We start from the raw sequence: 26,902 nt of genomic DNA on the forward strand, positions 1-26,902 counted from the left end.
TATACTTTTTACATTTGTCCTCTTGCATATCCAAATCTAAAAAGAGTATTAAGTGATGCAAGTCTTATGTTTATGGTCGAATCTTTAATTCCCCTTGACCTCTCAAATAGAATGTACTCATCGATTGTTTTTTCTCCAATTTTGGAAACTGGATTATCCTCATCATAAAACTTTGTAAAATAATGAAATATCTCTGTATACTTTTGTATAGTGGCATCTGCATACCCTTTGACTCTACCTTTTTTTATGAAGTCCTCTGCCAATATTTTGAAAGTTAAATTTTTAATTGCTGATTGATCTATTTTCAGCTCTTTAGCCACAAAAAAGACACCCACCTCTCCGATATTAAAACCGAATTAGTGGGTGTCTAAATATGTATAAAAAGTTCTGTAAGCGTTAGAAAATAAGAAAACCCAAGATGCCGTCACTGCGTTAAATTCAGACCCGATTATTCAATCAGGTGGGTGCCCAGCCTACTAACTCAAAAGTCCCTCTTCAGGCATTTTTTCATTAATAGAACAAAAGCTCCCTTATGCTACATGTCGGTTGAATTTAAGAGCAATAAACGCACATCTCAGGTTACTTAATTTATTATACAATAAATTTCATATTTTTTAAAGGGTAAGATTTCCTATAGCGTCCTCTATATCATTAATAATCTTAGCTTTTTTAATTATATCTACACATTTATTTATATCTTTATACATTACTCTATCTTCTTTAAGCATAGCTACTTCTGCTCTTAGTGATTTATATGCAAGCTCTGTCCCTTTTCCGAGTTGAGCCTTTTCTCTAAGATCTATACCTTGGCAAGCTCCCATCATTTCCATTCCAAGTACATTTTGAGCATGCTCTATTATTTTTGATGCTTTTCTAGCTCCTATAGTTCCCATAGACACATGATCTTCTTGATTAGCAGAAGAAGGTATTGAATCTACAGAAGCAGGATGTGAAAGAACCTTGTTTTCTGAAACAAGAGATGCAGCAGAGTACTGCACTATCATAAATCCTGAATTCAGCCCTCCCTTTTCAGATAAGAAAGCTGGAAGCCCGTTGGATAGAGCCGGGTTTACAAGTCTTTCAAGTCTTCGTTCTGAAATATTTGCAATTTCAGATACTGCTATAGCCATAAAGTCCATTACAAGAGCCATAGGCTGTCCGTGGAAGTTTCCTCCTGAAATTACTTCATCTTGTTCTGGGAATATGATTGGATTATCAGTAACTGCATTTATTTCAATTTCAATTTTGCTCTTTACATACTCTATAGCATCCTTACTTGCACCGTGTATCTGAGGAGTACATCTTAATGCGTATGCATCTTGCACTCTCTTTTCGCCCTGTCTTGTAACTCTTTGAGACCCTTCTAAAAGATTAAGCACATTTTTAGCCGTGTTTATCTGACCTTTATGTCCTCTTACCTCGTGTACCTTATGGTCATATGCATCCACTATACCTTCAAGAGCTTCCATTGTAAGAGCAGCACAGATATCAGCAGCTTTCATAAGATTTACAGCATCATATACCCCAAGAGCCCCTATCGCAGTCATTACTTGAGTTCCATTTATAAGAGCCAGACCTTCCTTTGATGTAAGCTCTATAGTGGAAATTCCAGCTTTTTCCATTGCTTCCTTTGAAGATAAAAGTTCTCCTTCATAATATGCTTCACCTTCTCCAAGCATAGTAAGAACCATATGTGAAAGAGGAGCAAGATCTCCACTGGCTCCTAGTGAGCCTTGTTCAGGTATGTATGGATGAACTCCTTTGTTTAGCATTTCTATAAGTACATTTACTGTAGAGAGTCTGATTCCTGAGTATCCTCTTGAAAGTGCATTTACTCTAAGTAGCATCAAGGCTCTAACTGTTTCTTCAGGCAAAGGTTTGCCTACTCCACAAGCATGGCTGATAATAAGGTTTCTTTGAAGAAGACCCGTCTCATCTTTGTTTATTGCTACATCTGAAAACTTTCCAAATCCAGTTGTAAGACCATATACAACTCTTTCCTCTTTTACATATCTATCCACTAATTCTCTTGCTTTATTTATAGCCTCGGAGCTCTCTTTTGAGAGAGCTACCTTATATCCTTCCCTTGCAACTTTTACTACATCTTCAATCTTAATCCCATTTGGCGTGATATATACTGTGTTTATAGTCAAGTTTTTCATCTCCTTAGATATTATTATTTTGTATGTTAATTTGTACTTTGACGATTCATCAGAGTATAGGGAAGAATTATATGCTTGGAATCAAGCTGCTCCTTATTAATCATCTTTATAATCATTCTTGCTGAAACTGCCCCTATATCGTAAATAGGCGTCTTTATAGTAGTCAGTGAAGGTCTAACCATAGATGCAATTTTAATGTCGTCATATCCAGCTATTTTTACCTCTTCAGGGACCTTAATAGAATTGTCTATAAATGCATTCATTGCCCCTATAGCAACTTCATCACTAGATGCAAATACAGCCTCAGGTATGTTTTCTTTTTCTATAAGATCTTTAGCCAACATATATCCCGAGTCGCTGGTTTCATCTCCTTGTAGGACAATAGATTTGTCTAATTCTATATTTGAGTCTTCAAGGGCTTTTTTATAGCCTTTATATCTTTCAGAGTCCTCTATATTGTCTTCTATTGATGCTCTAAAAAATGCGATTTTTTTATTTCCTTTTTCTATAAGATACTTGGTCATTTCATAAGAAGCCTTTTCATGGTCTATACTTACAGAATATATATCAAAATCCTTTGCATTTTTCCCGATATAAACAGCAGGAACATTTCCTTCTTCTATAGCATTTACAGTTTTCTCATCAATTTTTCCCGTTACAAATACTATTCCAGCTACAGATTTGGATTTTAAAAGATTAATATACTTTAGCTCTTCTTCTATTTCTCCATATGTATTACAAAGAAGTATATCGTAGTCATACATTCTACCTATCTCTTCGATTCCATTAAGGAGCTCTCCTATCAAAAGATTGGATATATCTGGAACTATAACCCCTATTATCTGGCTCTTTTTCATTACAAGACTTCTAGCTACAGGGTTTGGAACATAACCTGTTTCTTTAATGACCTTAAGCACCCTGTCTCTTATATCACTGCTTACCGGCTTAGAATTGTTTATTACTCTTGATACTGTAGATATTGATACCCCAGCCATTTTTGCTACGTCTTTTATAGTTACAGTCACAATCACCCCTCCTTATCATTATTTTCAAAATATTCATATACATATAATAATGCCTAGTGCTTTAAATATCAAGCATTGTTATGTTTTAATAGTATTTAATATTTTTATAGATGAGCCGTTACCCTATATATAGGCATTCCTTGAGCAAGGAATCTTTTTTCATATTCTGTAAGAATATATTTTTCATCTTTCTCGTCCTTTTCCTTGGAATGAAGATTTATATCCACAGATGTAATAAGAGCTTTAGCTGCACTAAGCTCTGTTAACGTAAACTCAAATAATCCTGAATTATCACTTTTGAAAATAATCTCTTTCTCAGAATCTAAAATTTCTCTATACTTTTTCAAAAAATTTATACTTGTGAGTCTCCTTTTAGAATGTCTTTTTTTAGGCCATGGATCTGAAAAGTTGAGATAGACCCTTGATATTTCATTTTTTTCAAATTGAGATTCTATATGATTTGCATCAAAGCTTGTAAATAGTATGTTTTGCAAACCCTCTCTTTTGATTTCATCTAATGCTTCAAGGACTAATGGCTCTACCTTTTCAATTCCAATATAATTTATATTTTTGTTTCTTTTGGCAAGTTCAATAAGAAACCCTCCCTTGCCGCATCCAACCTCAATCATTATGGGATTATTATTTTTAAATAAATTATTCCAGTTTCCAGGTTTTATCTTTTCAGAATCAACAAAGAGACTATCATAAAATCCCAGCATTTTCTCTTTATAATTTTTTGATTTTCTATATCTCAAATTCAATTCTCCTTAATTTTATTTTCTTTTTGTTGCAAAATCCTAAAATCTATATTAAACTATCTTCGAAGATTCCATCAAAGCGAACTTAGGAGGTAACTTAATGGTTTATGAAAAAGTAAGATTTATAATAGCTGATCACCTTGGTCTAGATGAAGAAAAAATATCTCTTGATACTACAATAACCGAGGACCTTGAAGCAGATTCTTTAGATGCTGTAGAGATTATCATGGCAATAGAAGATGAATTTTCCATAGAAATCCCTGACGAGCAGGTTGAAAATTTCGTAAGTCTTAGAGACATAGTTGAATATGTAGAGACTCAGCTTTAATCTAAATTTTCCCTCTAATCTTTTTTAAACCGAAAGGGTTTCTATTAGATTTTTAATATCATGAGGTAGCTCTGACCTTACTATTATTTTTTCAGACTCCCTAGGGGAATAAAAGCCTAAGGAGCTACAATGAAGGGCCTGCCTTTTAATATCTTTCATACTCCCTCCGTAAAGTTCATCTCCAAGGAGGGGGTGTCCCATATGGGAAAAATGAACTCTTATCTGATGTGTCCTTCCAGTTTCCAAACTTACCTCTAAAAGTGTAGCCCCTTTTAGCCTTTTAGCCACCTTATAATGAGTTATTGCTCTTTGCCCATCCTCATGGACGATTCTTTTTATTCCGTCTTCATCCTTAAGAATCGGCATATCTATAGTACCCTCAGAATCCCCAATCTCACCTTCAACTACTGCAGTATAGGTCTTATCCATTTCCCACATCTTATCATCTTTAGTCATTACGCTATGGCAGTAGCTGTTTTTTGCTACAATCAATATTCCAGATGTATCTCTATCAAGCCTGTTTACAAATCTTATTTTCCCTAGTATTCCTTTTTTATGAAAGGTATAAACAAGAGCATTTGCCAAGGTTTTATCAGGATGGCCTTTTGTAGGATGAACTACCATATATGGCTCTTTTTCTACAACTATTAAGTCATCATTTTCATATATTATCTTAATTTCTTTCTCAAAAGCCTCATAATCATTTTTCTCCTTAGGAAGCTCTACCTTTATTATATCTTGATTATTTACTATATCATGAAATTTTTTTGTCTTTTCATTTAATAATACTCTATTCTCTTTTTTTAAAGTATAAAGAAGTCTTACAGAAATATTCATATCTTCTAATAAAACTTTTTTTAATGTCTTTTCGTCCCCATTGTGCTGCCAAATAAGGCTTTTATAACTCTGCATATTTCTAAGCCACATTTTACACCTCTTTTTTCTATTTAATTCCAAAACATTATAATAGTCTAAGGCAATAAAGTCAAACTAAACCATATATGATATAATAATCCTAAAGCAAAAGATTGGAGCGATGACATTGAAACGAAAAATCATCATCACATATAACCAATACGATCGTTCTGTCAGAACAGCAGAGGCTGTTAGACAAAAATTGGAAAAATTCGACTTTGAAGTCCTAGAAACTTACAATCAAGATGCGGAGCTTATTATAGCTATAGGAGGAGATGGCTCTTTTTTAAAAACTATTCACGACTTTAGTTTTCCAGAAATTCCAATAATAGGAATAAATACTGGCCATCTAGGATTTTTTCAAGAAATAATGCCTCACCAAATAGATAACTTCATCGATGCATATATCGATGGAAAATATACAGTTCAGGAAATCAGCCCTATTGAAGCTTCTATATGCACACGAACAAGCTGCATAGAGCTCCAGTCAATAAATGAATTTGTAATAAAGGGTGATAAAAGCAGAACTATACATCTTAATATAAGCGTAAACAGTAAATTTATAGAGTGCTTTAGTGGAGATGGTATTATTATTTCTACATCTACGGGTTCTACTGCCTATAATTACTCTGCTGGGGGAAGCATAGTAGACCCTGTATTAAGATTGATTCAGGTTACTCCACTTTCTCCAATAAACACTAATGCATATAGATCCTTCACTTCAAGTATGATACTTCCAAGCAATGCAATCATAAAAGTGAGTCCGGAATATAGATTTGAGGACTCCATACTTGTAGTCACAGACGGTACAGAGCATAAATACAATCAAATAGTCGATATCTATCTTCAGACCTCCACAATAAAAATCAAACTTTTAAGACTTGGTGATTATGAATTTTGGAGTAAGGTTACAGAAAAATTCTTATAAAGGGGGAGGGATTTATGAAAATTGGAGTAATAAGCGACACTCATGGAAATATTCATTACTTTGAAAAAGCATTAAGCTATCTAAAGGACTGTGACAAAATAATTCATGCTGGAGATATTTTATATCATAATCCCAAACACAATTCAGATAATCATTATGACTCTAATGCAGTAGCTCAGCTTATAAACTCTATGGAAAATATAGTGTTTGTAAGGGGAAATTGTGATAGCTATTTTGATATTGAACTCATAAAACATGAAATTATGGATCCTTATTTATTTTTAGAAATTGAAGGACTTAAAATAATGGCTGCCCATGGGTATACAAAATCTATTGACAAAATTTTAGAAGATGCAAAGGAATTCGGATGCGATATATTCATATATGGTCATACACATATAAAGTATTTAAAAATGCTGGATGAAATCATAGTTTTAAATCCCGGAAGCCCTTCTATTCCAAGAGATGATGTCCATTCTGTAGCAATTATAGAAAATAGAGAGATACGCTTAATAGACATAGAAAATGGAGGCAGCTCTATAAAATCTTTGATATTTTAAACCATCTAAATAGGATTTTTCCTCATATTTCATAAAAAAAGACTAAAAGAAAAAATCTTTTAGTCTTTTTAGACTGTAAATAGTTTTATTTAGATTGTAATTTTAATATTATTTTGTAATATCCATCCACATAAACTCACTCTTTGAAATTCCATCCACTGTAGTATCTGAATCTACTACCTTCATTGTTAATGTGAGACCTGTTTCTTTCTCAAATTCAGATTTTATTTCTGTAAATCTTTCCCTGGCCTGTCCGTCAGTTGATGGGGAAGACAAAATCACAAAATCAGCACTGCTTGTCCTAAATGCTAAATCTTTTTTATAGTCAAGGTTTTTTCTTATTAATATGGACAGTTTTTTTAGCATTTCATCAGCTTTTTCATATCCAAGGTCTAAATTTACTTTTTTGAAATTATCTATATGAATACTTGTCATTGCAAACTTATATCCATAAAGTGATGATTTTTCTACTTCATCTGTATATTTTTCTATAAGATACCTTCTATTATATAACTTTGTTAACCCATCTACAGTTGCCATATTTCTAAAAATCTCTTTTTGAGCTTTAATAAACTTTTCTCTTGCTGAAAGCTCTGCTTCTAGCTTTTTGATTTTATATTTCAGATTAGATATTTCTTCAAATTTATTCATTACATTTGATGAATAGGGATAAATATTTAAGACAATATATCCAGAGCTTAATTGAGATAATACAATGAGCTTTCCATCTATATCAAGTGTAGTATCTTCAAAAATCCTTAAAAGTTTTATTCTGCTTTTAATTTCATCTGCAACTTCTGTATTAAATATTTCTTCTAAATTTTTTCCTAGATATTTATTTTCACCTAATATTTCATATATGTTTTCTGTAACATATTTTATATTTAATTCTCTGCTAAGCATCAAAGTACAATAAGCATTCATTTTATTTCTGGCAATTGTTGCTCCTACCTGTTTTTTTTCTTTAGAATACGATGATATTCCAGCTGCTTCACCTAAAGAAATTATCATATCGTAGTTGAGCTTTTGTCCCATATAAGAGCTAAACCCATTTTGAAAATTTATTTCAAATTTTACGATTCCATCCATGTCGGGAGACTCTACAGACATCCCTTTTCTTTTTGGACTGTATATTTCTTCAGATACTTTTATATCATCGAATGAAGACTTGTTTTTTACATTTGGAAAATACATATTAAATTTTTTATTTGAATATTCAAGGTCTCCTTTTTCGTTGAAAACTGCAATCATATAATAGCTTTCCTTAAATATTAGTCCTAAATCAAAGGTCATACGTCCACCCCACACTTAATGTTTTTATTAACTTTATATCTGTACCCAAAATATATAAAAATATACATAAAAACCTAATTTTTTTCATAAAAAAAGACTCGGGACTCCGAGTCTCTAATATTTCAAAGTTTAGTCTACTTATTAGCGAACTCTTTTGCTATATTTATAATTACCTCTACAGCTTTTTCCATAGACCTTACAGGTATATATTCATACTTCCCATGAAAGTTATGACCTCCTGTAAATATATTTGGTGTTGGAAGCCCCATAAAAGAAAGTCTAGCTCCATCAGTCCCACCTCTTATTGGTTTTACTATAGGCTTTACACCTGCTTTTTCCATAGCCATAAAAGCCTTATCTACAAGTATCATATTAGGCTCTATTTTTTCTTTCATATTGTAATATTGATCCTTTAGCTCCATCTGGAACGCAGCTTCTCCATATTTATTATTAAGTTCAAAAATCTTTTCTTCTAAAAATTTTTTTCTGTTTTCAAAGCTATCTTTATCAAAATCTCTTATTATATAGTAAAGTTTAGTCTGCTCTACATTTCCAATAAAATCATTTAAATGATAAAACCCTTCATAACCATCAGTATGCTCTGGAACTTCCATTTCTGGTAGATGTCTTGTAAACTCTTGGGCAAGAGTTATTGAATTTATCATTTTATTTTTTGCATTTCCTGGATGGACGTTTCTTCCGTTTACTGTGATTCTAGCATAGGCTGCATTGAAGTTTTCATATTCAAGCTCTCCTATTTCCCCTCCATCTATAGTATATGCATATTTTGCTCCAAAAAGCTCCACATCAAATTTGTCTGCACCTTTTCCCACTTCCTCATCTGGAGTGAAACCAAGTTTGATAGTCCCATGCTTTATCTCTGGATTTTCTATAAGGTACTCAATAGCCGTAATGATTTCTGCAATCCCAGCTTTGTTATCAGCCCCTAAAAGAGTGCTTCCATCTGTCACTATTATATCTTGACCCTTGTATCTTAATATTTCTGGAAAATCTTCAGTCTTTAATACCACATCACTAGAGAGGTTTATATCTTCTCCGTCATAATCTTTTATAATTCTTGGATTTACATTTGCACCACTAAAATCAGGACTTGTATCCATATGTGCAATAAATCCAATTACATCTGTTTCATAATCTAAATTAGATTCCAAGGTTGCCATTATGTAGCCATTTTCATCTAAAGTTACATCCTTAAGGCCAATATCTATAAGTTCATTTTTTAAAGCCTCAGCCAAAACCATCTGTCCATGTGTTGTAGGGCAATTGGTTTCTTTAGGGTCAGAAGCAGTATCGTACTTTACATAATGCAAAAATCTCTCTACTAGTTTATTCATGGTATCCTCCTAGTTCTTATTAGTTAACTAAATAGTAACATATTTTTAGATTTTTCGCATCATTCCAATTTATTTCAAAAGATATCTATTCTACAAATCTACAAAAAAAAGCCTTGAAGATAACATCTCCAAGACCTTTTAAGATTTTAATTAATAGATTTCTATAGTTCTATTTTCGCTGTTCCAGTTAACTGTAAATCCAAGCTCTACAAGGTCTGTTGTTCTTATATATTCTTCATTCGTTTCTATTATAACTCCCAATAGACCAGATATTTCATTTACATTTACAAATGTAAATCCACCTTCATTTTTAATGCTTAGCTTTCCAGTAACAACTTCTTGAGATGGCGTAATATGCATATATTGTCCATCTAATCCTATCATAAGGTAGTTTCCAGAAGTTAATTCTCCTCCTGGCATAATAAGACTGTTTAGATCCTCTTCTGTCATTACCTTTACTGAAGTTGGAAGAGAAAGGTCTAAAGATTCTACTTCTTTCGCACTTGAATTAATAGTCATCTGTCCATTAACAAATGGAGAAACAATGTTTAAAGTCGCTTCTTCAGTGTATGCTGAATCTTCAAATACAGTAACTTGCACATAATTGCTTCCTTTAATCATCTCTTTAGCCACTGGTATGTATGGAGTAACCATTTGATCATACATAATCAAAGCTTCCTCTATTTCTTCTTCGCTGATCTTCATGTCTTCTGGCATAAAGCTAGTAGGCATATTATTAAGATTTGCGATTACATATCTCATGTACGAATCTAAAAGATCAATAAGCTTATCAGAGTCAAGCTCAAGGGTATATGTTCTTCCTTCTTGAACCATTCCAAGATCTACATCAAGCTCTATATCTTCTATAAAACCTAATAATTCTTTTAATATCTCTGAATTCATATCTACAGGAGACTGAGTGTTTTTAACCATTATATAATCTTCTTCTATTTCCCCAAGTTCAACTCCCATTAGAGACATGAACCCCTCAAATGCAGAAGTGTTTATATAAAAATCAGTTCCATTTGTATAAAAGCTTATATCAGGAAGGTTCACTGCACCTTTAGCATCAGTAATTTTTATATCCAGCTTTGATACAAGCTCACTCATATTTCCTTTTCCTGTCATATCTACTACATAGTCTCCGCTAAATTGTCCAGGAACGTCAAATTTTAGCCTCATAGTCTGCTGGGATTCCATATATTCCCAGTCATATACTTCTTTAAGCTCGTCCCAGTAGTTAGCTTCTGGAGACGCAAAACTTAAATTAGTAAATAAAACAAAAACCATCATAAAAACAGAAATAAATCTTTTCAATATCTACACCCCTCTCAAAATTTTAAAAAATAAAACCTAATTATTGTAATTAGGTTTTAGACTCTGTTTTTAATTTTCCCACAATTTTACAAAAAAATCTATGTCATAAAGGTTACAAAATTGAAATTTTGATGTGCATATCTTTACTAAATATTTACTGTCTAGGTAAATATTCTAATTTTTTTTATTCTATTATTATCTACCTGTTCCATTACAAATTTTATATTTTGGTAATGAATTACTTCTCCTGTCTTTGGAAGTCTTCCGATTTCTCCAATGATAAATCCTCCCACTGACTCAAAATCCTCTGACTCTAACCTAATCCCTAGCATATCATTTAACTCATCTAGTCTTGCTCCGCCATTTACTACATATTCATCTTCTTTAATTACTTCTATCTCCTCTTCATTTTCATCAAACTCATCATTTATATCTCCAAAAATACTCTCTACAATATCCTCCATAGTGATTATCCCTGCTACGCCTCCATATTCATCCAGAACTGTAGCCATATGGATCCTATTTCCCTGCATTTGTTTGAAAAAGTCTGCAATTTTGATGAATTCAAAGGTATTAAAAGGTGGTCTCATAAAATCTTCGACTTTAAAAGAATCGATGGCCTTCTCAGAGAAAAATATATCCTTCGCATATATTATTCCTACAATATCATCAATAGTATCTTTATATACTGGAAGTCTTGAAAGCTTCTCTTTTTTAAAAACCTCAAGAACTTCCTCATAGGTATCATCTATGGAAACAGATTTTATATCCATCCTCTGAATCATTACGTCTCGTACCCTTAAGTCTCCAAATTGAAAAATATTGTATATCATTTCTCTTTCTTCAGTTTCTATGACCCCTTCTTTGTTTGACACATCTACAAGGGTCATAAACTCTTCCTCAGTAATGAAAGGCTTTTTAATCTCAGAGTCTCCTCCAAGGACTTTTATAAAGACATTAGTTATTTTTGTTAGTACAAATACAAATGGTGCAAATAATTTTACTAAAAATTCTATGATTGGAGATATTGTAACTGAAAATTTTTCAGCATGCTGAATTGCTAGATTTTTAGGTGTTACCTCTCCAAATATTAGTATTATTATAGTCATAAGCAAGGTGGCTATTCCCACTCCTCCATTTGGAAAAAGAGTTATAGCTATTGAGGTAGCCAGTGCAGATGCTCCTATATTAACCACATTATTTCCTATAAGTATTGTTCCTAAAAGCTTATTTGGATTTTCGTGAAGCTTTTCTATATTTTTGGCATGCTTTACATTTTCCTTTACCATATGTTTTAACCGAATTTTGCTCATAGATAAAAGAGCTGTCTCAGAAGCAGAGAAAAACCCTGAGCCAAATATGAGAATCAATAACAATATGGGTTCCCAAATTTCCAATATAATTCACTCCATTTCCTAAATAAAAAATCATCTTTATCAATTATACCATTTATTACGACATAAACATTCAAATCAGAGAGTAAATATTGAAAATCCTCTCTGATTTTTATTATAAATAAAACAATGCAATAGAATAAGCTTACAATCTTCGGTTGAATTAGCGGGCGATGTACTTACTTTGATTCTAGGCATTCTATATAATTTTTTATCTCCTTTGATTTAGAGTTTAAGGAGTTTTCTTCCATGTCTTTATATAGATTTTCAAAGGCAGAAGAAATCATTAACTTTATTCTATTTAGCTGGTTTACCTCACTAGCACCTGGATCATAATCTACCGCAACTATATTTGCCCTAGGATATATCCTCTTTAGCTCTTTTATCATTCCTTTCCCAGTAACATGATTCGGAAGGCATGCAAAAGGCTGCATACATATTATATTATTTACACCTTTGTCCATAAGCTCTACCATCTCACCCGTAAGAAACCATCCTTCTCCCGTCTGATGCCCAAGGCTTACGACTTTCTCTGCTCCTTTTGCTATCTCATCTATTGATGAAGGAACGTAAAATCTATGACTTTTTTTCATGGCATTGTTATAAATGCTTTTATAGTATTCAATCGCTTTTATTGCTGCATTTCCAAGAGCCAAAGCCTTAAAGCTACCTGATACTTTTTTAAATCTATAATTTGATCCGTAGGCGCTATAAAGAAGAAAATCTGTAAAATCTGGCACCACAGCTTCTGCACCTTCTGATTCTACAACTGAGACTACATCGTTATTTGCATCTGGATGAAACTTTACAAGTATTTCTCCAACTATTCCTACTTTAGGCTTTTTAATATCAAGAATTTCTATGGCTTCAAAATCCTTAACTATATTATAGATGAATCTTTTAAACTGATTTCTATCCATGCTTTCCAAAGAATCGTTTATTTTTTTAGTCCATTTATCATATACTTCATTAGATGCCCCTTTTATCTTTTCATAAGGCCTTACTCTGTAAAGCACGTTCATTAAAACATCTCCAAATACTAGAGCCATTATTGATTTGTCAAAGAGTCTAGGAGTAATTTTAAATCCTGGGTTTTTTTCTATTCCTGTGGCATTTAAAGAAATAACTGGAATCCTATCAAATCCTGAATCAATAAGTGCTTTTCTTAAAAATCCTATATAATTTGTTGCTCTACACCCTCCTCCTGTCTGAGTAATCATGACAGAAGTATTTTCTAAATCGTATTCATTTGATTTTAAGGCTTCAATCAGTTGCCCAACTACTATTATAGCTGGATAGCAAGCATCATTATTCACATATTTAAGGCCTGTTTCTATTGAAATTTTAGTTGCTTTTTCCAGGACCTTAAGATTGTAGCCAGATGCTTTAAATGCTTCTTCTAAAAATTGAAAATGAATAGGAGACATCTGAGGCACAAGTATAGTGTGATTTTTTTTCATAGCTTTTGTAAATATTATTCTTTCAAAACTCTTGGTTGATTCAAGGACCTTAAATGATCTTTTTTCCCGTTCTTTCATTGTCGCTTTGAGAGATCTGAGTCTTATTCTTGCAGCTCCGAGGTTATTTCCTTCGTCAATTTTTATGGAAGTATATAATTTATCTGATGCTTTTAGGATTTCCTCTACTTGATCAGCTGTAACAGCATCAAGCCCACATCCAAATGAATTGAGTTGTACAAGCTCTATATCCTCTCTTGTGCTTACGAAACTAGCCGCCCTATATAGCCTTGAATGATACGCCCACTGATCCACGACCCTAAGGGGTCTTTCAACTTTTCCAAGGTGGGCAATTGCATCTTCTGTAAAAACGGCCATTTCTAGAGAATTTATCATCTGAGGTATACCGTGATTTATTTGAGGGTCAATATGATAAGGTCTTCCTGCAAGTACAATTCCTTTTTTTCTATACTTTTCAATATAGCTTAATGCCTCTTTTCCCTTTCTTTTTATATCTTCCTTGAACTTTATTTGTTCTTTATATGCCTTTTCAAGAGCCATAGATATTTCTTTTTCATTTATAGAAAATACTTTTAGCTCTTCAATCAATCTTTTTTTCATCCTTTTAGGATTTGTATACGGTAAAAACGGCTTTTGATAAAGAACTTCCTCATCTCGAATTATATCCATATTATTCTTTATTACTTCTGGATATGAGGTCACTATAGGACAGTTAAAATGATTGTCCGAATCTTTATCTTCTTTTTCTTCATGGGTCAAACAAGGATAAAAAATAAATTTTGCATTTTTCTCTATTAAGTTAATTATATGTCCATGAACTAGTTTTCCTGGATAACATACCGATTCTGAAGGTATGGTTTCTATTCCTTTTTCGTAAATTTCGTTTGAAGAAGCATCTGAAAGCATGACTCTAAAACCTAGTTCAGTAAAAAAAGTATGCCAAAATGGATAGTTTTCATACATATTAAGAACTCTCGGAAGACCTACAGTTCCATATTTTGTTTTTTCTTCTGAAAGAGGCTCATAGTCAAAAACTCTTTTATATTTATATTCATATAAATTTGGCAAATCTTTATTAGATTTTTCTGTCCTTGCCCCTGTTTCACATCTATTGCCCGATATATATAAAGATCCCTTTTCAAATTTATTTATAGTTAATAAACAGTTGTTTGAACACGCCTGACATCTAGATGATTTTATGGAGCTTTTAAAATTCTCTAGCTTATCTAATTTTGCTATTTTTGAATAACTATCTTCCTTATTTTCCATATATAAGTCTTTTGCCAAAAGTGCAGCTCCAAAGGCTCCCATTATTCCGGCAATATCTGGTCTTATCACTTCTTTGTTTGTAAGGATTTCAAAGCTTCTTAATACTGCATCATTAAGGAAGGTCCCTCCCTGCACCACTATCTTTTCTCCAAGTTCTTCTGGATTTTTTAATTTTATTACCTTATAAAGAGCATTTTTAATTACTGAGTAGGAAAGTCCTGCTGATATATCTGCAACGCTTGCTCCCTCTTTTTGGGATTGTTTTATTCTTGAATTCATAAAAACTGTGCATCTGCTTCCAAGGTCCACAGGTTTTTTTGAAGAAATTGCCTTGTAAGCAAACTCATGGATTTCTGTTCCAAGGGATTTTGCATAGGTATCAATAAAGGAGCCGCATCCAGCAGAACACGCCTCATTCAGCAAAATACTCTCCATAAATCCGTCCTTTATTTTCATGGATTTCATATCTTGTCCACCTATATCTAATATGAAATCCACGCCTTTGCAAAAGAAGTCAGCAGCCTTATAATGTGCCATAGTTTCTATTTCTGAAAAATCCACATTGAGTCCGGCTTTTATAAGTCCTTCTCCATAGCCAGTTACAAGAGTTCTTCTAATATTAAGCTTTTCTGGCATTTTCAGGTATAGATCTTTTAACATATTGATTGTTGAGCTAAGGGGACTTCCTTCATTGCTAGCATAATAGGTATAAAGGATGTATCCCTGCTCATCCACAAGAGCGGCTTTAGTTGTTGTTGACCCTGCATCTATTCCAAGAAAGCACTCTCCTGTAAACTCTTTTAAGTCCTTTCTTTTAGCAGTATTTTTTTCATGTCTTTTTTTAAACTCAATGTATTCATCTTCTATTTCAAATAAAGGTCTTAGACTCTGGGCTTTTGTGACCTTATCTTCTTTTGATTCTAAGTTGTCTAAAATACTTTCCATAAATACAGTCTTTCCAAATGATGCCGAAAGAGCTGCTCCCAGAGCAACATAAAGCTCTGAGTTTTCAGGAAAAATAATATTATCTTCCTTTAAATTAAGTGTCTCAATAAATCTTTCTCTAAGCTGAGAAAGAAAAAAAAGCGGTCCACCTAAAAACGCAACATTACCTTTTATAGGGCGACCGCAAGCCAGTCCGCTTATAGTCTGTATTACTACAGACTGCAAGACAGATACTGCTATATCCTCTTTTGGTGCCCCTTCATTTAAAAGTGGCTGAACATCTGTTTTCGCAAACACTCCACATCTTGCAGCTATAGGATAAATGGTTTTATATCCCTTAGCAAGCTCATTTAGTCCATGTGCATCTACCTTTAATAGGGATGCCATCTGATCTATAAAAGACCCTGTACCTCCAGCACATGTCCCATTCATCCTCTGCTCGATTCCATCTCTTAGGTATGTTATCTTAGCATCTTCTCCACCTAGTTCTATAACTACATCCGTCCTAGGTTCATATTTTTTTATTGCAGTTGTAGATGCTACTACCTCTTGAATAAATGGTATATCCAGCTTTTGAGCAAGGCCCATCCCCGCAGACCCTGTAATTACAAAAGATGCCTTTTTGTTTCCTAATTTATCTATAGACTCTTTTAATATAGATACAAATTTTGATTTAATATCAGAAAAATGTCTCTCGTATTTTCTATAGATTATTTCCTCAGATTCATTTAATATAACCATTTTAATAGTTGTGGATCCTACATCAATACCAATTCGAAAGAAACGATTCATATGTCACAGCTAAACGCTGTGTCACCTCCTTCATATAATATCCAACTGAGGTTTAAAGCTAAAATCAGGGATTGATAGATATATTATAATACCTCTTTAAGATTCTAGCTAATATTATTTTTGGATTACAAATAGCAAGAAAATGGTATGATATCTTATATAAGAAAAAAGCTTAACCACAAATATAAAAGGAGATGAACCATATGCCAACTCTTTTTGAAAAACTCTTTAAGTTAGTAAAGTCTGATAGAGTATCTAATTTATTAGGTGAAGAATACCCTATCCTAGAAAATATATTCAAAAATCCTGATTTTAAATCATCTATAGATGAAATGGACAAAAACTTTAAGTATTCATATAAGCCATTACTAAGTGGCCTTATTCCTTTGCTAGAGTCTATTGGATATAAAGACAAGCAAAACTTTCATCACGACCTATACAATTATGCATTATCCCTTTCCTTTCCTGATAAGTTTGAATATAACCCTAGATTCTTTCCTATTTATGAACTCTTTATGCTCTTTCTTAAAGAAATATATTCAAAAGAGGCAAATACAAAAAACTGCTATCCCTATAGTAGCTATAAAGTAGAATTTGTTGATGATGACATTTATTCTCAGTCCGAATCTTCAGAAGAATACTCTTCATTTTTAAGATATTTCTATACTCTTCATATTTATGAGGTAATGAGACTAGGTAGAGAAATCCATGGTTTCAACACAATAGATCATGTAATTATGATACATTACCTTGCTGTGAAAATTGCAAACCAAATGAATAAACTTGGATTTGACATTGATATTCCCAAGGTTTCTGCCGCGTCACTAGGACATGATATAGGAAAATTTGGATGCGTAAAAAACGAAGTCTCTCGTGTTCCTTATCTTCATTACTACTATACAGATAAGTGGTTCAAAGATAACGATATGCCTACATTCGCTCATATAGCTACTAATCATTCGGTATGGGATTTAGAGCTTGAAAATCTACCTATAGAATCCCTAATACTTATATATTCGGATTTTAGAGTAAAAAATAATGAACAAGGAGTAATGAGCTTTTTCAACCTTGAAGAATCCTTTAATGTCATTTTAAATAAGCTTGATAATGTTGATGATACTAAATCAAAAAGATATAGAAAGGCCTACTCGAGACTTAAGGATTTTGAGAACTATATAGTAAGTCTGGGCATTGATATAAGTGACAATGAAAGCCCTGCTCAAAACCTATGCAGTATAAAGCCATACTCCCTTTTATTTGGCGAAGAAGTAACTCAAAATCTAAAGTTTTATTCTATTTCAAAAAACATAAAGATAATGTATCTTTTAAGAAGCGAAGCATCACTTACTAATCTTCTGGAATATGCTAGAACCGAAAGAAATCCAATTAGGTTAAGAGAATATATAGATGTTTTTAGAGAATACTCTACTCACCTCACTCAAAGACAAAAGCAAATAATGATGAAGTTTTTATTTGAAATGCTTTTAAATCCAGAAGAAGATATACGAATTGAATGCGCTAATTTACTTGGGCGAATAGTATCTGATTTTGATGAAGAGTATAGAAAAGAGCTTCCTCAAAATGCAGTAGTTAATTTATCTGATACAGATTCAGTAGAGCTTTTTAATTACTACTGCTCCAAAATGCTAGGTCCAGACCTTAGAGTAATGCCTATTCATAAAAAATGGCTTGGAATAGCTTTTTCATATTTTGCAAAGACTGTATCTATTTATATAGAAGAAAATCGTCGTAAAGAATTTGAAGAAAGTATTTGTAATATTATAGACACCTATAAGCCTGTTAATCATAGTCTTTCATATCTTCTTTTATCCTTAATTGGACTCGATATAAAGCTTGATGCTACCTTAAAAAAAATTATAGACTTAGCACTTTATAACCTCAAAAACGATGATATCGATATGAAGTCACTATCTCTTCTAATACTTATAGGACAAAGAAGCTTTATCCAAAATTGTCCAGATTATAAAAATATATTATTAAGTCACCTAAATGACACTTTAGTGGAGGAAAATACAGTTTCTCTTAATCATCTTTATGCTGAGCTTGGAAAAGGACTTGATTTTACAGCTCTTGAGGAAAAATTTGAATCAGCTGTAAAAAGCACAAAAAACAGATTATCCGATATATTTTTAAATAATCTAAAGACAGCTACTTCTTTTGTTCAAAAAATAGTGAATATTGATATCCTTAGAAAAAATGCCCTTGAAAATATAAATTCTATGGGAGCATACACAGCTATGCACTTTTGTAACATTTTAAAGGTAAGTGAAGCGGAAATAGTAAGAAACAAGGCAGGAAAATCTGTCATAGAGCTCTTTCCATATCTGAATATAGAGCAAAGAAATGACATATCAATAGAACTGATAAGATCACTTGAAATGCAGGATTATAAATTTTCAAAATTTATTCCAAATTACCTTGGAGAAATACTTCTTTATCTGACTCCAAAAGAGTTCGATGAAGTAATGGATGATTTCGAGCATAAGGTAAAAACCTCCCAGACAAGTATCGACCTTTTAATCTTAAGGACGATAGGAAAATCTCTATCCCTTTATAGCAGGCATTCTGGAAATATAAACGAAGGAAATAAAAATTATAAAAGAATGTTTAGAATGATTGGAATTATAATGGCATCTATGGTTCATTATGACAATAAGGTAAGAAGAGCTGCGCTTGATATAATTTCAAAAGATATTTTCTCATGTCTTTACTTTGATTCAGAGCTAAAGGATTTGGTCTTTGAGAAGATATGCAAAAAAATTCTTACCCTTTTGCCTCCTAAATCTGACGATATAGGTCAGCTAAGTATAGGGACAAGTATGAACAGAATATACAGATATCTTTCCGACAAAGAAGCGGAATTCAAGTTTATAAAGGAAAGTGGACCTTCAAAGATTGCCTTTTTCCCTGGAACATTTGATCCCTTTACTCTTAGCCACAAGCATATTGCAAAATCTATCAGAGATTTAGGATTTCAGGTATATTTATCTGTAGATGAATTTTCTTGGTCAAAAAGAACTCAGCCCCATATGATAAGGCGTGAAATTGCAAGGATGTCTGTTGCAGACGAGCTTGATATATACTTATATCCAAGTAGCATGCCTGTAAATATAGCAAATGACAATGACCTAGATAAGCTTCTCTCTAATTTTCCAGATAAAGAGGTTTATATAGCTGCTGGAAAAGATGTCATATTGAATGCTTCTGCCTACAAGAGCAAGGGGCAATTAACATTTATTCCTCATATAGCATTTGAAAGACCTGATGGCTTTAAGGAAAATGATGAGACTGATTATGAAACAATTTTTAAAAATACCTTTAATGCCCCATATATGGTTTTAAATATAGAAGATAGATTCAAGTATATAAGCTCTACCCTTATAAGGTCTTCAATAGACCAAAATAGAGATATTTCGGAAATGGTTGACCCTCTTTGCGAAAAATATATATATGAAAAAGGGCTTTATAAAAAAGAACCTCTTTTCAAATCCAACTTTGACCTAATAACAAGAAAAGTAAACATATACAAAAGACCCTCAAGGAGCCTTATTGAATCTATTTCAAAAGATTTCAAAGATATAGATATAGATAAGCTTCATGAATTTATGGATAATGAAAATGCTAGATGTATCACTATTGTAGATGAGGTTACAAGCACTGTACTTGGTTTTTCAGTCTTCAAATGGATACCATCTACTAGTCTTTACTCAAGCTTTAAAGATAAGGATATATGTGACTTTATAAGAAATGTCTATATCGGAAGAATGGTGCATCTTGGAGGGATATTTGGAGATTTCAATACTACTTCAGTACTTTTGACTGAAACTCTCACCTATTCCTTAGAAAGAGACTATACCTTTATGATATATCATGACAAGACTTCAAAATCCTCAAACTCAACATTGGAGGAAATGATAACTCTAAGTGGCTTCAATAAAATAAATGAAAACAAATCAATTTATTATGTAAATATGAGTAATCCGTGCACATTGAATCTAGATATTGAAAACTATATAAAAGAGCCATTTTTAAGTAATAAGAAGATTCAAAGCGTTATTTGGCACTCAAGGATAGAACTTAGAAAAGCATTAAATATGCTCTATCCCTCTAATCTTCTCATTGCCTTTGATAATAAAATGCTCAACGAAAAGCTAGTTGGCAAAATATGCGAAGAAAATAATGTGCCAAATGCAACTCTCAATCCTCCTGTTTTGGGAAGAAAAATGTGCGTCCCTTTTGGTCATGTACTTTCTAAGCTGGTGGTTCCAAATACAGTATCTAAATCTTTGCATACAGAAAAAATATTCAAAAGAGGTCTTGAGAGTTTTACAATACGAGCATATCCTTATTATTTACCTCTTGAGAGACAAGTAAAAACTATAAAATCTTTTGCAAGAGAAATAATACTTGTTGATGATATTTTAAACAAAGGGTACAGAATAAATGCACTTAACCCTATACTAAAAGATCAGGATATTAAAGTTGCAAGGGTTATAGTTGGAATACTCACAGGAAGAGGCAAGGAGCTGATGCAAATACAGGGTAGAGAAACAGATTCGGCTTACTTTATTCCAAAGCTAAAAGTATGGTTTAATGAAGGAATACTATATCCATTTATCAGTGGAGATGGAATCGAAGGAGCTAATCTTGAAGGTACTCTTATACCTTCAATAAATCTAATACTCCCTTATTCATCACCTACTTATATAAAGGATGCCACAAATGAAGCTATTTTTGATTTTTCCATGACATGCCTTCAAAATTCAAAAAATATCCTAAAAGCACTTGAAGAAGAATATGAAGAGCTTTTCGAAAGAAAGCTTACACTTTCTTCCCTAAATGAGGTTCTTGTATATCCTAGAATTATTGATTATGGAAATAATCTGAGTTATTCTAAAAACAATACCCCTTCCTCATATTTAGAGGATGATATCGAAAAGCTAAATCGTCTTAAAAAAATAATATTAAGGTAGGTGCTTCATGAATTTCTATAAAAATGAAGATAAGGTTTTGTTTTCTAATTACGATTATTCTATAGAAGGTTTTGAAAAAATAACTATAAAAGAGATTGCTGATAGTGATAGGATGTATTTTTTATTTCAAGATGACCCTTCTATATCAAGAAGAGCCTATCAGTTATCCTCCCCTTCTCTTTTGAATCTAAAGGAAGAAAACCTTAATCTTTTATGCTTTCAGGAGGAGCATTATGAATCTCTTCCTGAGATTCTTATAAAAAAAATAAGCCTCAAAGAGGTTATGGCAATAAATACCAGCTGGCCTAGCTTTATGGAGCTAATCCATAAAGTTAATTACGATTTTATAGGAAAAAAGAATTTGACCATTAATGTCGTCGGTCTTGGGGATGTTGGTGGTACTCTCCTTACTGGTCTAAGACTTTTGGGCAATGAAACAGTAGGAAAAATCGGTATATTTGATAAAAATATAATGAAGATAAAGAGATGGGAGCATGAAATTGGACAAATTCATTTTGATTCCCATACTGCTCCTGATATAGTTCCTATAAACGAAGATGAACTCTTTGATTGCGATATTTTTGTTTTTACTGTAGCTGTAAGTGTTCCTCCTGTTGGGGGCGAAATTAAAGATGTGCGAATGGTGCAGCTAGAAAAAAATTCCAAAATAGTAAGTACCTATGCAAATATAGCAAGGGAGAAAAACTTCAAGGGAATCTTCGCTGTGATGTCTGATCCCGTAGATCAGCTATGTCAGGCAGCCTTTGAAGCTAGCAATCAAGATGACACAGGAAAATTTGACTACTTAGGGCTTGCCCCAGAACAAATAAGGGGTTATGGACTTGGGGTAATGCATGCTAGAGCTGTCTATTACTCTAAAAAAGACAATAGATTCCATACCTACCTTGAAGAAGGAAGAGCCTTTGGACCCCACGGGGAAGGACTTGTAATTGCAAATAGCATTAAAAATTATGATGATTTCCTTTCTCAAAAGCTTACAAATCTTACAGTTAATGCGAATCTGGAAGTGAGAGCTTGTGGTTTCAAGCCTTATATAGCTCCAGCCATGTCTTCAGGTTGCTTTGGAATCTTAGCTACATTAAGGGGAGACTGGCACTATAGTTCTTCTTTTATAGGAGGTTCTTTTATGGGATGTAAAAATAGACTTACAAAAGCAGGCATAGAGCTTGAAAGAAATCACATTCCTTCTAGACTAATGATGAGGCTGCAAGAAACCTACAATAAACTTTCTACAAAATAAGGAGTGCTTCCAATGCTTCATGTGATATCAAAAACAAATCATGGGGATAACTTAAAAAAAATGATTGAAGCTTCTTCAAAGGTCTTTGAAGAAGCTTCATATCTAAACCTAGATGAGTTCTATACTTTAAAAACTGGAGATATAGTTCTCTTTGCACTACAGCCAGACAAAAATGGTATAGATTACGAGGTTTTGAGCTTTTTCGAACGAGCAAGAAACACTTCAAAAGATTTTTTTAAAGGGACTTTTGGAGCCATAATTTGCTATAGCGAAAATGAGTTTTATACAAAGCATTTTTCAAGCCAGATTGCCTTTTTAGCAAACCTTATGGGATGTGAATTTATAGGTAAACCCCTTGTTGAAGCTATTTCTAACTTTGAAAATTTCAGGACATGGCAAAAGGTGTATTCTTTGACTCTTGAGGAGATATGCCTGAGGGAATGCGAAAAAAATGGCAATAGACTCAAAAATTATAAAAGTAAATTAGAAAACCCCTTTAAAAAAATCACTTCAGTACATGCAAGCTCTCCCCATAAATCCAATACATATGCACTTATGGATATGGTGATCAAGGATTTAAATATAGAGACTGAGGTTTTTTCACTTGCTGAAAAAAAAATCATGGACTGTAGAGGGTGCTATTTTGATGAGTGTATGGCTTTTGCAGTTAAAGATAGATGCTTTTATGAAAATGACTCCCTAAACTATATTTTTGATTCAATAAATAACTCGGATGCACTATTAATAGCATGCCCTAATTACAATGATTCTATGCCAGCCAACTACTTTGCAATGGTAAATCGTATGACTTATGTATATAGAACCAAGGATCTCTCTGACAAATATATATATTCCATAATTGTATCTTCAAATTCTGGCTCTGATATGGTGGCCATGCAAATAATATCAGCTTTTTGCTTTAACAAGGGTTTCCGCCTCCCTCCATACTTTTCATTATTTGAAATGGCCTCTGATCCTCTTTCAATTCTACAAAAGAAAGGTATTGAAAAGAAAGCTGAAAGTTTTGCAATGAATATTTTTAAGTCCATTTGCACATAAAAAGCAGGGACAGTAAGCTCCCTGCTTTATTTAAACTTATTTATTTTTCTTTTTGGTAAGTATATAAGCACCTATTATTATTAAAAACACGCTCAATATAAGTCTTTGATCTATTCTTATAAATCTAAAAAACCTTTGAACGAGATAGCTTGCACCAATAAACACGAGTATTGCCCCTACTATTACTGAAGTATTGTCTCTCCTTCTTTTTGGTTTTTGAAAAGAATCGGCTCTAAAATCTGATGATTCACTTTTAAAACTCGACTCATCATATCCACTTGGCTTTTCTGGGATTACAATCCACGCTATAATATAAGCTAGAAAACCAACTCCTGCAAATACTGCAATCGCCCAAACAAGTCTTATTATTGTAGGATCTATTTCAAAGTATTCTCCTAATCCTCCGCAGACTCCCCCTATTACTTGATCTGTCGTTGATCTATATATTCTTTTTTCCATATATGGCACCCCTTTCATAGACATTTTTATCGTTATTAATATATAATAGCCATATTAATATTATACCAAAAAATGAATTTTAAATGCCCTAATTATCGAAATTATTAACAAGGAAGTGATTCTAATGAGTACGTTGGTCTTTGGTCATAAAAATCCCGACACCGATTCTGTCTGTTCTGCCATTGCATACTCACACCTGAAAAATCATCAAAATGAACGTTCTCAGCCAAGAGTTTTAGGAGAGATTCAAAAAGAAGCTATGTTTGTACTTGAAAGATTTGAAACTCCATCTCCAGCTATACTTGAGGATGTCCGAATACAAGTTAGTGATTTGAAATATACTACTGTAAACCCCATAAAAAGAAAAGATTCCTTACTTTATGCATATAATAAAATGATGGACAGTCAGCTTAGAACAATACCTATCGTAGATGAAGAGGGTTATCTTGAAGGTATAGTTACTATGAAAGATATTGCAATGGAAATGATAAATGGAGATTTTTACAACATAAAAACTTCTATATCAAATATAATTAATGACCTTGGCGGAATACCTCTTTATCCCTTTTCTGATAAAAAAATCATCGAGGGAAGTATTTCGGTAATGGCTTTTTATTATAAATCTGCTCAAAGTATACTAACTGAAAAAGATATCATTATAGTAGGAGACAGATACGACATCATAGAAATAGCAATTGAAAGCTCAGTACAGCTGATATTAGTTACAGGCTCATCTGAAATACCAGAAAAGTATATAGTAATGGCAAAAGAAAAAAACGTTCCAATGATTAAAATACCAAAAGACACCTATACAGTAACTAAACTATTTCAACAGTGCAACTTTATATCTAGGATAATGAAGACTGACTCTATAATGAAATTCACCTTAGATAACCATATAGAAGATATAAAGGACGATATTATTTCAACTAACTTTAGAAACTACCCTGTGCTTGATTCTCAAGGAAAATTTGTAGGATTTATAGGCCGTAAGCATCTTTTGAATCCTGGAAAGAAAAAAGTGATTATGGTAGATCATAACGAATTTGCTCAAAGCGCCTATGGAATAGAAGAAACAGAAATACTTGAAATTGTGGATCATCATAAGATAGGGGGAATCAAGACTAATCTGCCAATTAATTTCATGAATATTCCAGTAGGCTCCACCTGCACTATTGTATATGAGCTCTATAAAAATCAAGATATTCCAATTCCTTATAATATAGCTGGTCTTATGCTAAGCGGTATAATATCTGATACCCTATACTTCAAATCCCCTACCTGCACTCAAAGAGATATAAGTGCAGTAAAGGCGCTAAATAAGATTACAAGGGTAGATCTTGATAAATTTGCTATGGATATGTTCAAGGCAGGCACGTCTCTTGATGGATATAGTGAAGAGGAGATATTTTTTAGGGATTTTAAGGATTTTATGTTAAGAGATATAAAAACTGGAATATCTCAAGTCTTTACCCTAGATATTGATGATGTCAGAAAAAGACAGGATTCTCTTATGGCTTTTATGAATAGGCTCAAAAAAGATAGAAACTACGATATTTTAATCCTTGCAGTTACGGATATCCTAAACGAAGGTTCATATTTCTTTTATAGCTCTACGAATGAAAATATAATTTCAAATTCTTTTGATATAGAAGACTCTCAAGGAGCCTTTGCTAAGCATATAGTTTCAAGAAAAAAACAAATCGTTCCAATGCTTACCTCAACCCTTGAAGCTATGTACCAAAAATAAAATTTGAGTATTAATTCCCTATGCAAGTACTTTTATCTATAAAATACAAAAACCACCAATATTAGTGGTTTTTGTATTTTAGCTTAGATTATATTTTTGTTTTATTTTATTTTAAGCTTTCATATCTTTTTTCAATAACTTCCCAGTCAAGAGTGTTCCACCAAGAGTCTACATAGTCAGCCCTTTTGTTCATATACTTAAGATAATATGCATGCTCCCAAACATCTATACCCATTATTGGTTTTTTACCTTCAGATATAGGGTTATCTTGATTTAAAGTAGATACTACTTCTAGTTTTCCATCACTTAATACAAGCCATGCCCATCCACTTCCAAATCTTCCAAGAGCTGCATTTTTTAGCTCTTCTTTAAATTTGTCCATACTTCCAAAAACATCGTTTATTTTGTCTTTTAATTCACCAGAAGGCTCTTTTTTACCATCAGGTCCCATTATATCCCAAAACAGAGTATGGTTATAATGCCCTCCTCCGTTATTTCTTACAGCTGTTTGGATAGAAGAAGGTAACTTATCTAAAGATTTTAAAAGCTCCTCTATATCCATTTCTTCATATTCCTTCTGTCCTTCCAGAGCTTTGTTTAGATTGTCAACATAGGTTTGATGATGCTTGCTGTGATGAGTCTTCATCGTAAGTTCGTCAATGTGAGGTTCAAGAGCATCATATCCATATTTAAGTTCTGGTAGTTTAAAAGCCATAATTATCTCTCCTTTAATATATATATATTAGATCTTGCCTGTATAACTTATTTACTTAAACTTCGCACACAAATAAAACCTATGAACCTTGAAAATTCAATAATTGACAGGTTAATAGTATACTTTAGACATATAAAACAAGCTT

At 32.7% G+C, this 26,902-nt stretch carries 19 protein-coding genes and 1 other RNA gene; 7 read left to right on the forward strand and 13 right to left on the reverse strand.

Annotated features, from left to right (window positions below):
- Positions 1-8 precede the first annotated feature (8 nt).
- The 5 genes from J2Z35_RS02520 to trmB form a co-directional block, all read right to left on the reverse strand.
- Positions 9-320 (reverse strand): phage integrase N-terminal SAM-like domain-containing protein, encoded by a 312-nt coding sequence (locus J2Z35_RS02520; protein ID WP_209659023.1) that lies wholly within the window; start codon positions 318-320, stop codon positions 9-11.
- A gap of 86 nt (positions 321-406) precedes the next feature.
- A non-coding RNA gene (gene ssrS, locus J2Z35_RS02525) (6S RNA) lies at positions 407-584 on the reverse strand.
- 30 nt (positions 585-614) lie between these two features.
- Positions 615-2,162, reverse strand: a complete 1,548-nt coding sequence (gene hutH / locus J2Z35_RS02530; protein ID WP_209659025.1) for a histidine ammonia-lyase — start codon at positions 2,160-2,162, stop codon at positions 615-617.
- A gap of 26 nt (positions 2,163-2,188) precedes the next feature.
- Positions 2,189-3,187, reverse strand: a complete 999-nt coding sequence (locus J2Z35_RS02535) for a LacI family DNA-binding transcriptional regulator (RefSeq protein WP_330623338.1) — start codon at positions 3,185-3,187, stop codon at positions 2,189-2,191.
- 104 nt (positions 3,188-3,291) lie between these two features.
- Complete coding sequence (gene trmB / locus J2Z35_RS02540; protein ID WP_209659029.1) at positions 3,292-3,942, reverse strand: tRNA (guanosine(46)-N7)-methyltransferase TrmB; 651 nt, start codon at positions 3,940-3,942, stop codon at positions 3,292-3,294.
- Positions 3,943-4,045: 103 nt separating this feature from the next.
- Between trmB and acpP the strand changes: the two genes are divergently transcribed.
- Positions 4,046-4,273 (forward strand): acyl carrier protein, encoded by a 228-nt coding sequence (acpP, locus tag J2Z35_RS02545; RefSeq protein WP_209659031.1) that lies wholly within the window; start codon positions 4,046-4,048, stop codon positions 4,271-4,273.
- Between the two features lie 24 nt (positions 4,274-4,297).
- Here acpP and J2Z35_RS02550 read toward each other — a convergent pair whose 3' ends face one another.
- A complete protein-coding gene (locus J2Z35_RS02550) occupies positions 4,298-5,200 on the reverse strand; it encodes an RluA family pseudouridine synthase (protein WP_209659033.1) in 903 nt (300 codons plus the stop codon).
- Between the two features lie 115 nt (positions 5,201-5,315).
- On the opposite strand from J2Z35_RS02550, the gene J2Z35_RS02555 reads away from it, so the two are divergent.
- Positions 5,316-6,116 carry an NAD(+)/NADH kinase gene (locus tag J2Z35_RS02555; RefSeq protein WP_209659035.1) on the forward strand — a complete coding sequence of 267 codons (801 nt, stop codon included), beginning with the start codon at positions 5,316-5,318 and terminating at the stop codon, positions 6,114-6,116.
- 14 nt (positions 6,117-6,130) lie between these two features.
- Positions 6,131-6,676, forward strand: a complete 546-nt coding sequence (gene yfcE, locus J2Z35_RS02560) for a phosphodiesterase (RefSeq protein WP_209659037.1) — start codon at positions 6,131-6,133, stop codon at positions 6,674-6,676.
- A gap of 108 nt (positions 6,677-6,784) precedes the next feature.
- Here yfcE and J2Z35_RS02565 read toward each other — a convergent pair whose 3' ends face one another.
- The 5 genes from J2Z35_RS02565 to J2Z35_RS02585 all read right to left on the reverse strand — a co-directional run bounded on the left by J2Z35_RS02565 (position 6,785) and on the right by J2Z35_RS02585 (position 16,519).
- Positions 6,785-7,969, reverse strand: coding sequence for a GGDEF domain-containing protein (locus tag J2Z35_RS02565; protein WP_209659038.1), 1,185 nt, complete (start codon positions 7,967-7,969; stop codon positions 6,785-6,787).
- A gap of 134 nt (positions 7,970-8,103) precedes the next feature.
- Entirely contained in the window at positions 8,104-9,324 is a 1,221-nt protein-coding gene (gene pepT, locus J2Z35_RS02570; RefSeq protein ID WP_209659040.1) for a peptidase T, read from the reverse strand.
- A 150-nt stretch (positions 9,325-9,474) separates the two neighbouring features.
- On the reverse strand, positions 9,475-10,641 hold the full coding sequence (locus J2Z35_RS02575; RefSeq protein WP_209659042.1) for a hypothetical protein: 1,167 nt from the start codon (positions 10,639-10,641) through the stop codon (positions 9,475-9,477).
- 161 nt (positions 10,642-10,802) lie between these two features.
- Entirely contained in the window at positions 10,803-12,041 is a 1,239-nt protein-coding gene (locus tag J2Z35_RS02580; protein WP_408627154.1) for an HlyC/CorC family transporter, read from the reverse strand.
- A gap of 173 nt (positions 12,042-12,214) precedes the next feature.
- Positions 12,215-16,519, reverse strand: coding sequence for a 2-hydroxyacyl-CoA dehydratase (locus J2Z35_RS02585; RefSeq protein ID WP_209659044.1), 4,305 nt, complete (start codon positions 16,517-16,519; stop codon positions 12,215-12,217).
- Between the two features lie 203 nt (positions 16,520-16,722).
- Here J2Z35_RS02585 and J2Z35_RS02590 point away from each other — a divergent pair, with 203 nt between their 5' ends.
- From J2Z35_RS02590 to J2Z35_RS02600, 3 genes are read left to right on the forward strand one after another with little or no spacing between them, the layout of a single operon-like run.
- Positions 16,723-21,513: a cytidyltransferase gene (locus J2Z35_RS02590; protein WP_209659046.1), complete on the forward strand. Its 4,791-nt coding sequence runs from the start codon at positions 16,723-16,725 to the stop codon at positions 21,511-21,513.
- A 7-nt stretch (positions 21,514-21,520) separates the two neighbouring features.
- Positions 21,521-22,774, forward strand: a complete 1,254-nt coding sequence (locus J2Z35_RS02595; protein WP_209659048.1) for a Rossmann-fold NAD(P)-binding domain-containing protein — start codon at positions 21,521-21,523, stop codon at positions 22,772-22,774.
- Positions 22,775-22,786: 12 nt separating this feature from the next.
- Positions 22,787-23,833, forward strand: a complete 1,047-nt coding sequence (locus tag J2Z35_RS02600; protein WP_209659049.1) for a flavodoxin family protein — start codon at positions 22,787-22,789, stop codon at positions 23,831-23,833.
- A gap of 36 nt (positions 23,834-23,869) precedes the next feature.
- Here J2Z35_RS02600 and J2Z35_RS02605 read toward each other — a convergent pair whose 3' ends face one another.
- Positions 23,870-24,292, reverse strand: a complete 423-nt coding sequence (locus J2Z35_RS02605) for a PspC domain-containing protein (RefSeq protein WP_209659051.1) — start codon at positions 24,290-24,292, stop codon at positions 23,870-23,872.
- A 124-nt stretch (positions 24,293-24,416) separates the two neighbouring features.
- Between J2Z35_RS02605 and J2Z35_RS02610 the strand changes: the two genes are divergently transcribed.
- Positions 24,417-26,042 (forward strand): putative manganese-dependent inorganic diphosphatase, encoded by a 1,626-nt coding sequence (locus J2Z35_RS02610; protein WP_209659052.1) that lies wholly within the window; start codon positions 24,417-24,419, stop codon positions 26,040-26,042.
- A gap of 106 nt (positions 26,043-26,148) precedes the next feature.
- Here the strand turns inward: J2Z35_RS02610 and J2Z35_RS02615 are convergent, their stop codons facing one another.
- A complete protein-coding gene (locus J2Z35_RS02615; RefSeq protein WP_209659054.1) occupies positions 26,149-26,757 on the reverse strand; it encodes a superoxide dismutase in 609 nt (202 codons plus the stop codon).
- Between the last annotated feature and the right edge of the window lie 145 nt (positions 26,758-26,902).

It is taken from the genome of Acetoanaerobium pronyense, from assembly GCF_017874355.1.
Lineage (GTDB): Bacteria > Bacillota > Clostridia > Peptostreptococcales > Filifactoraceae > Acetoanaerobium > Acetoanaerobium pronyense.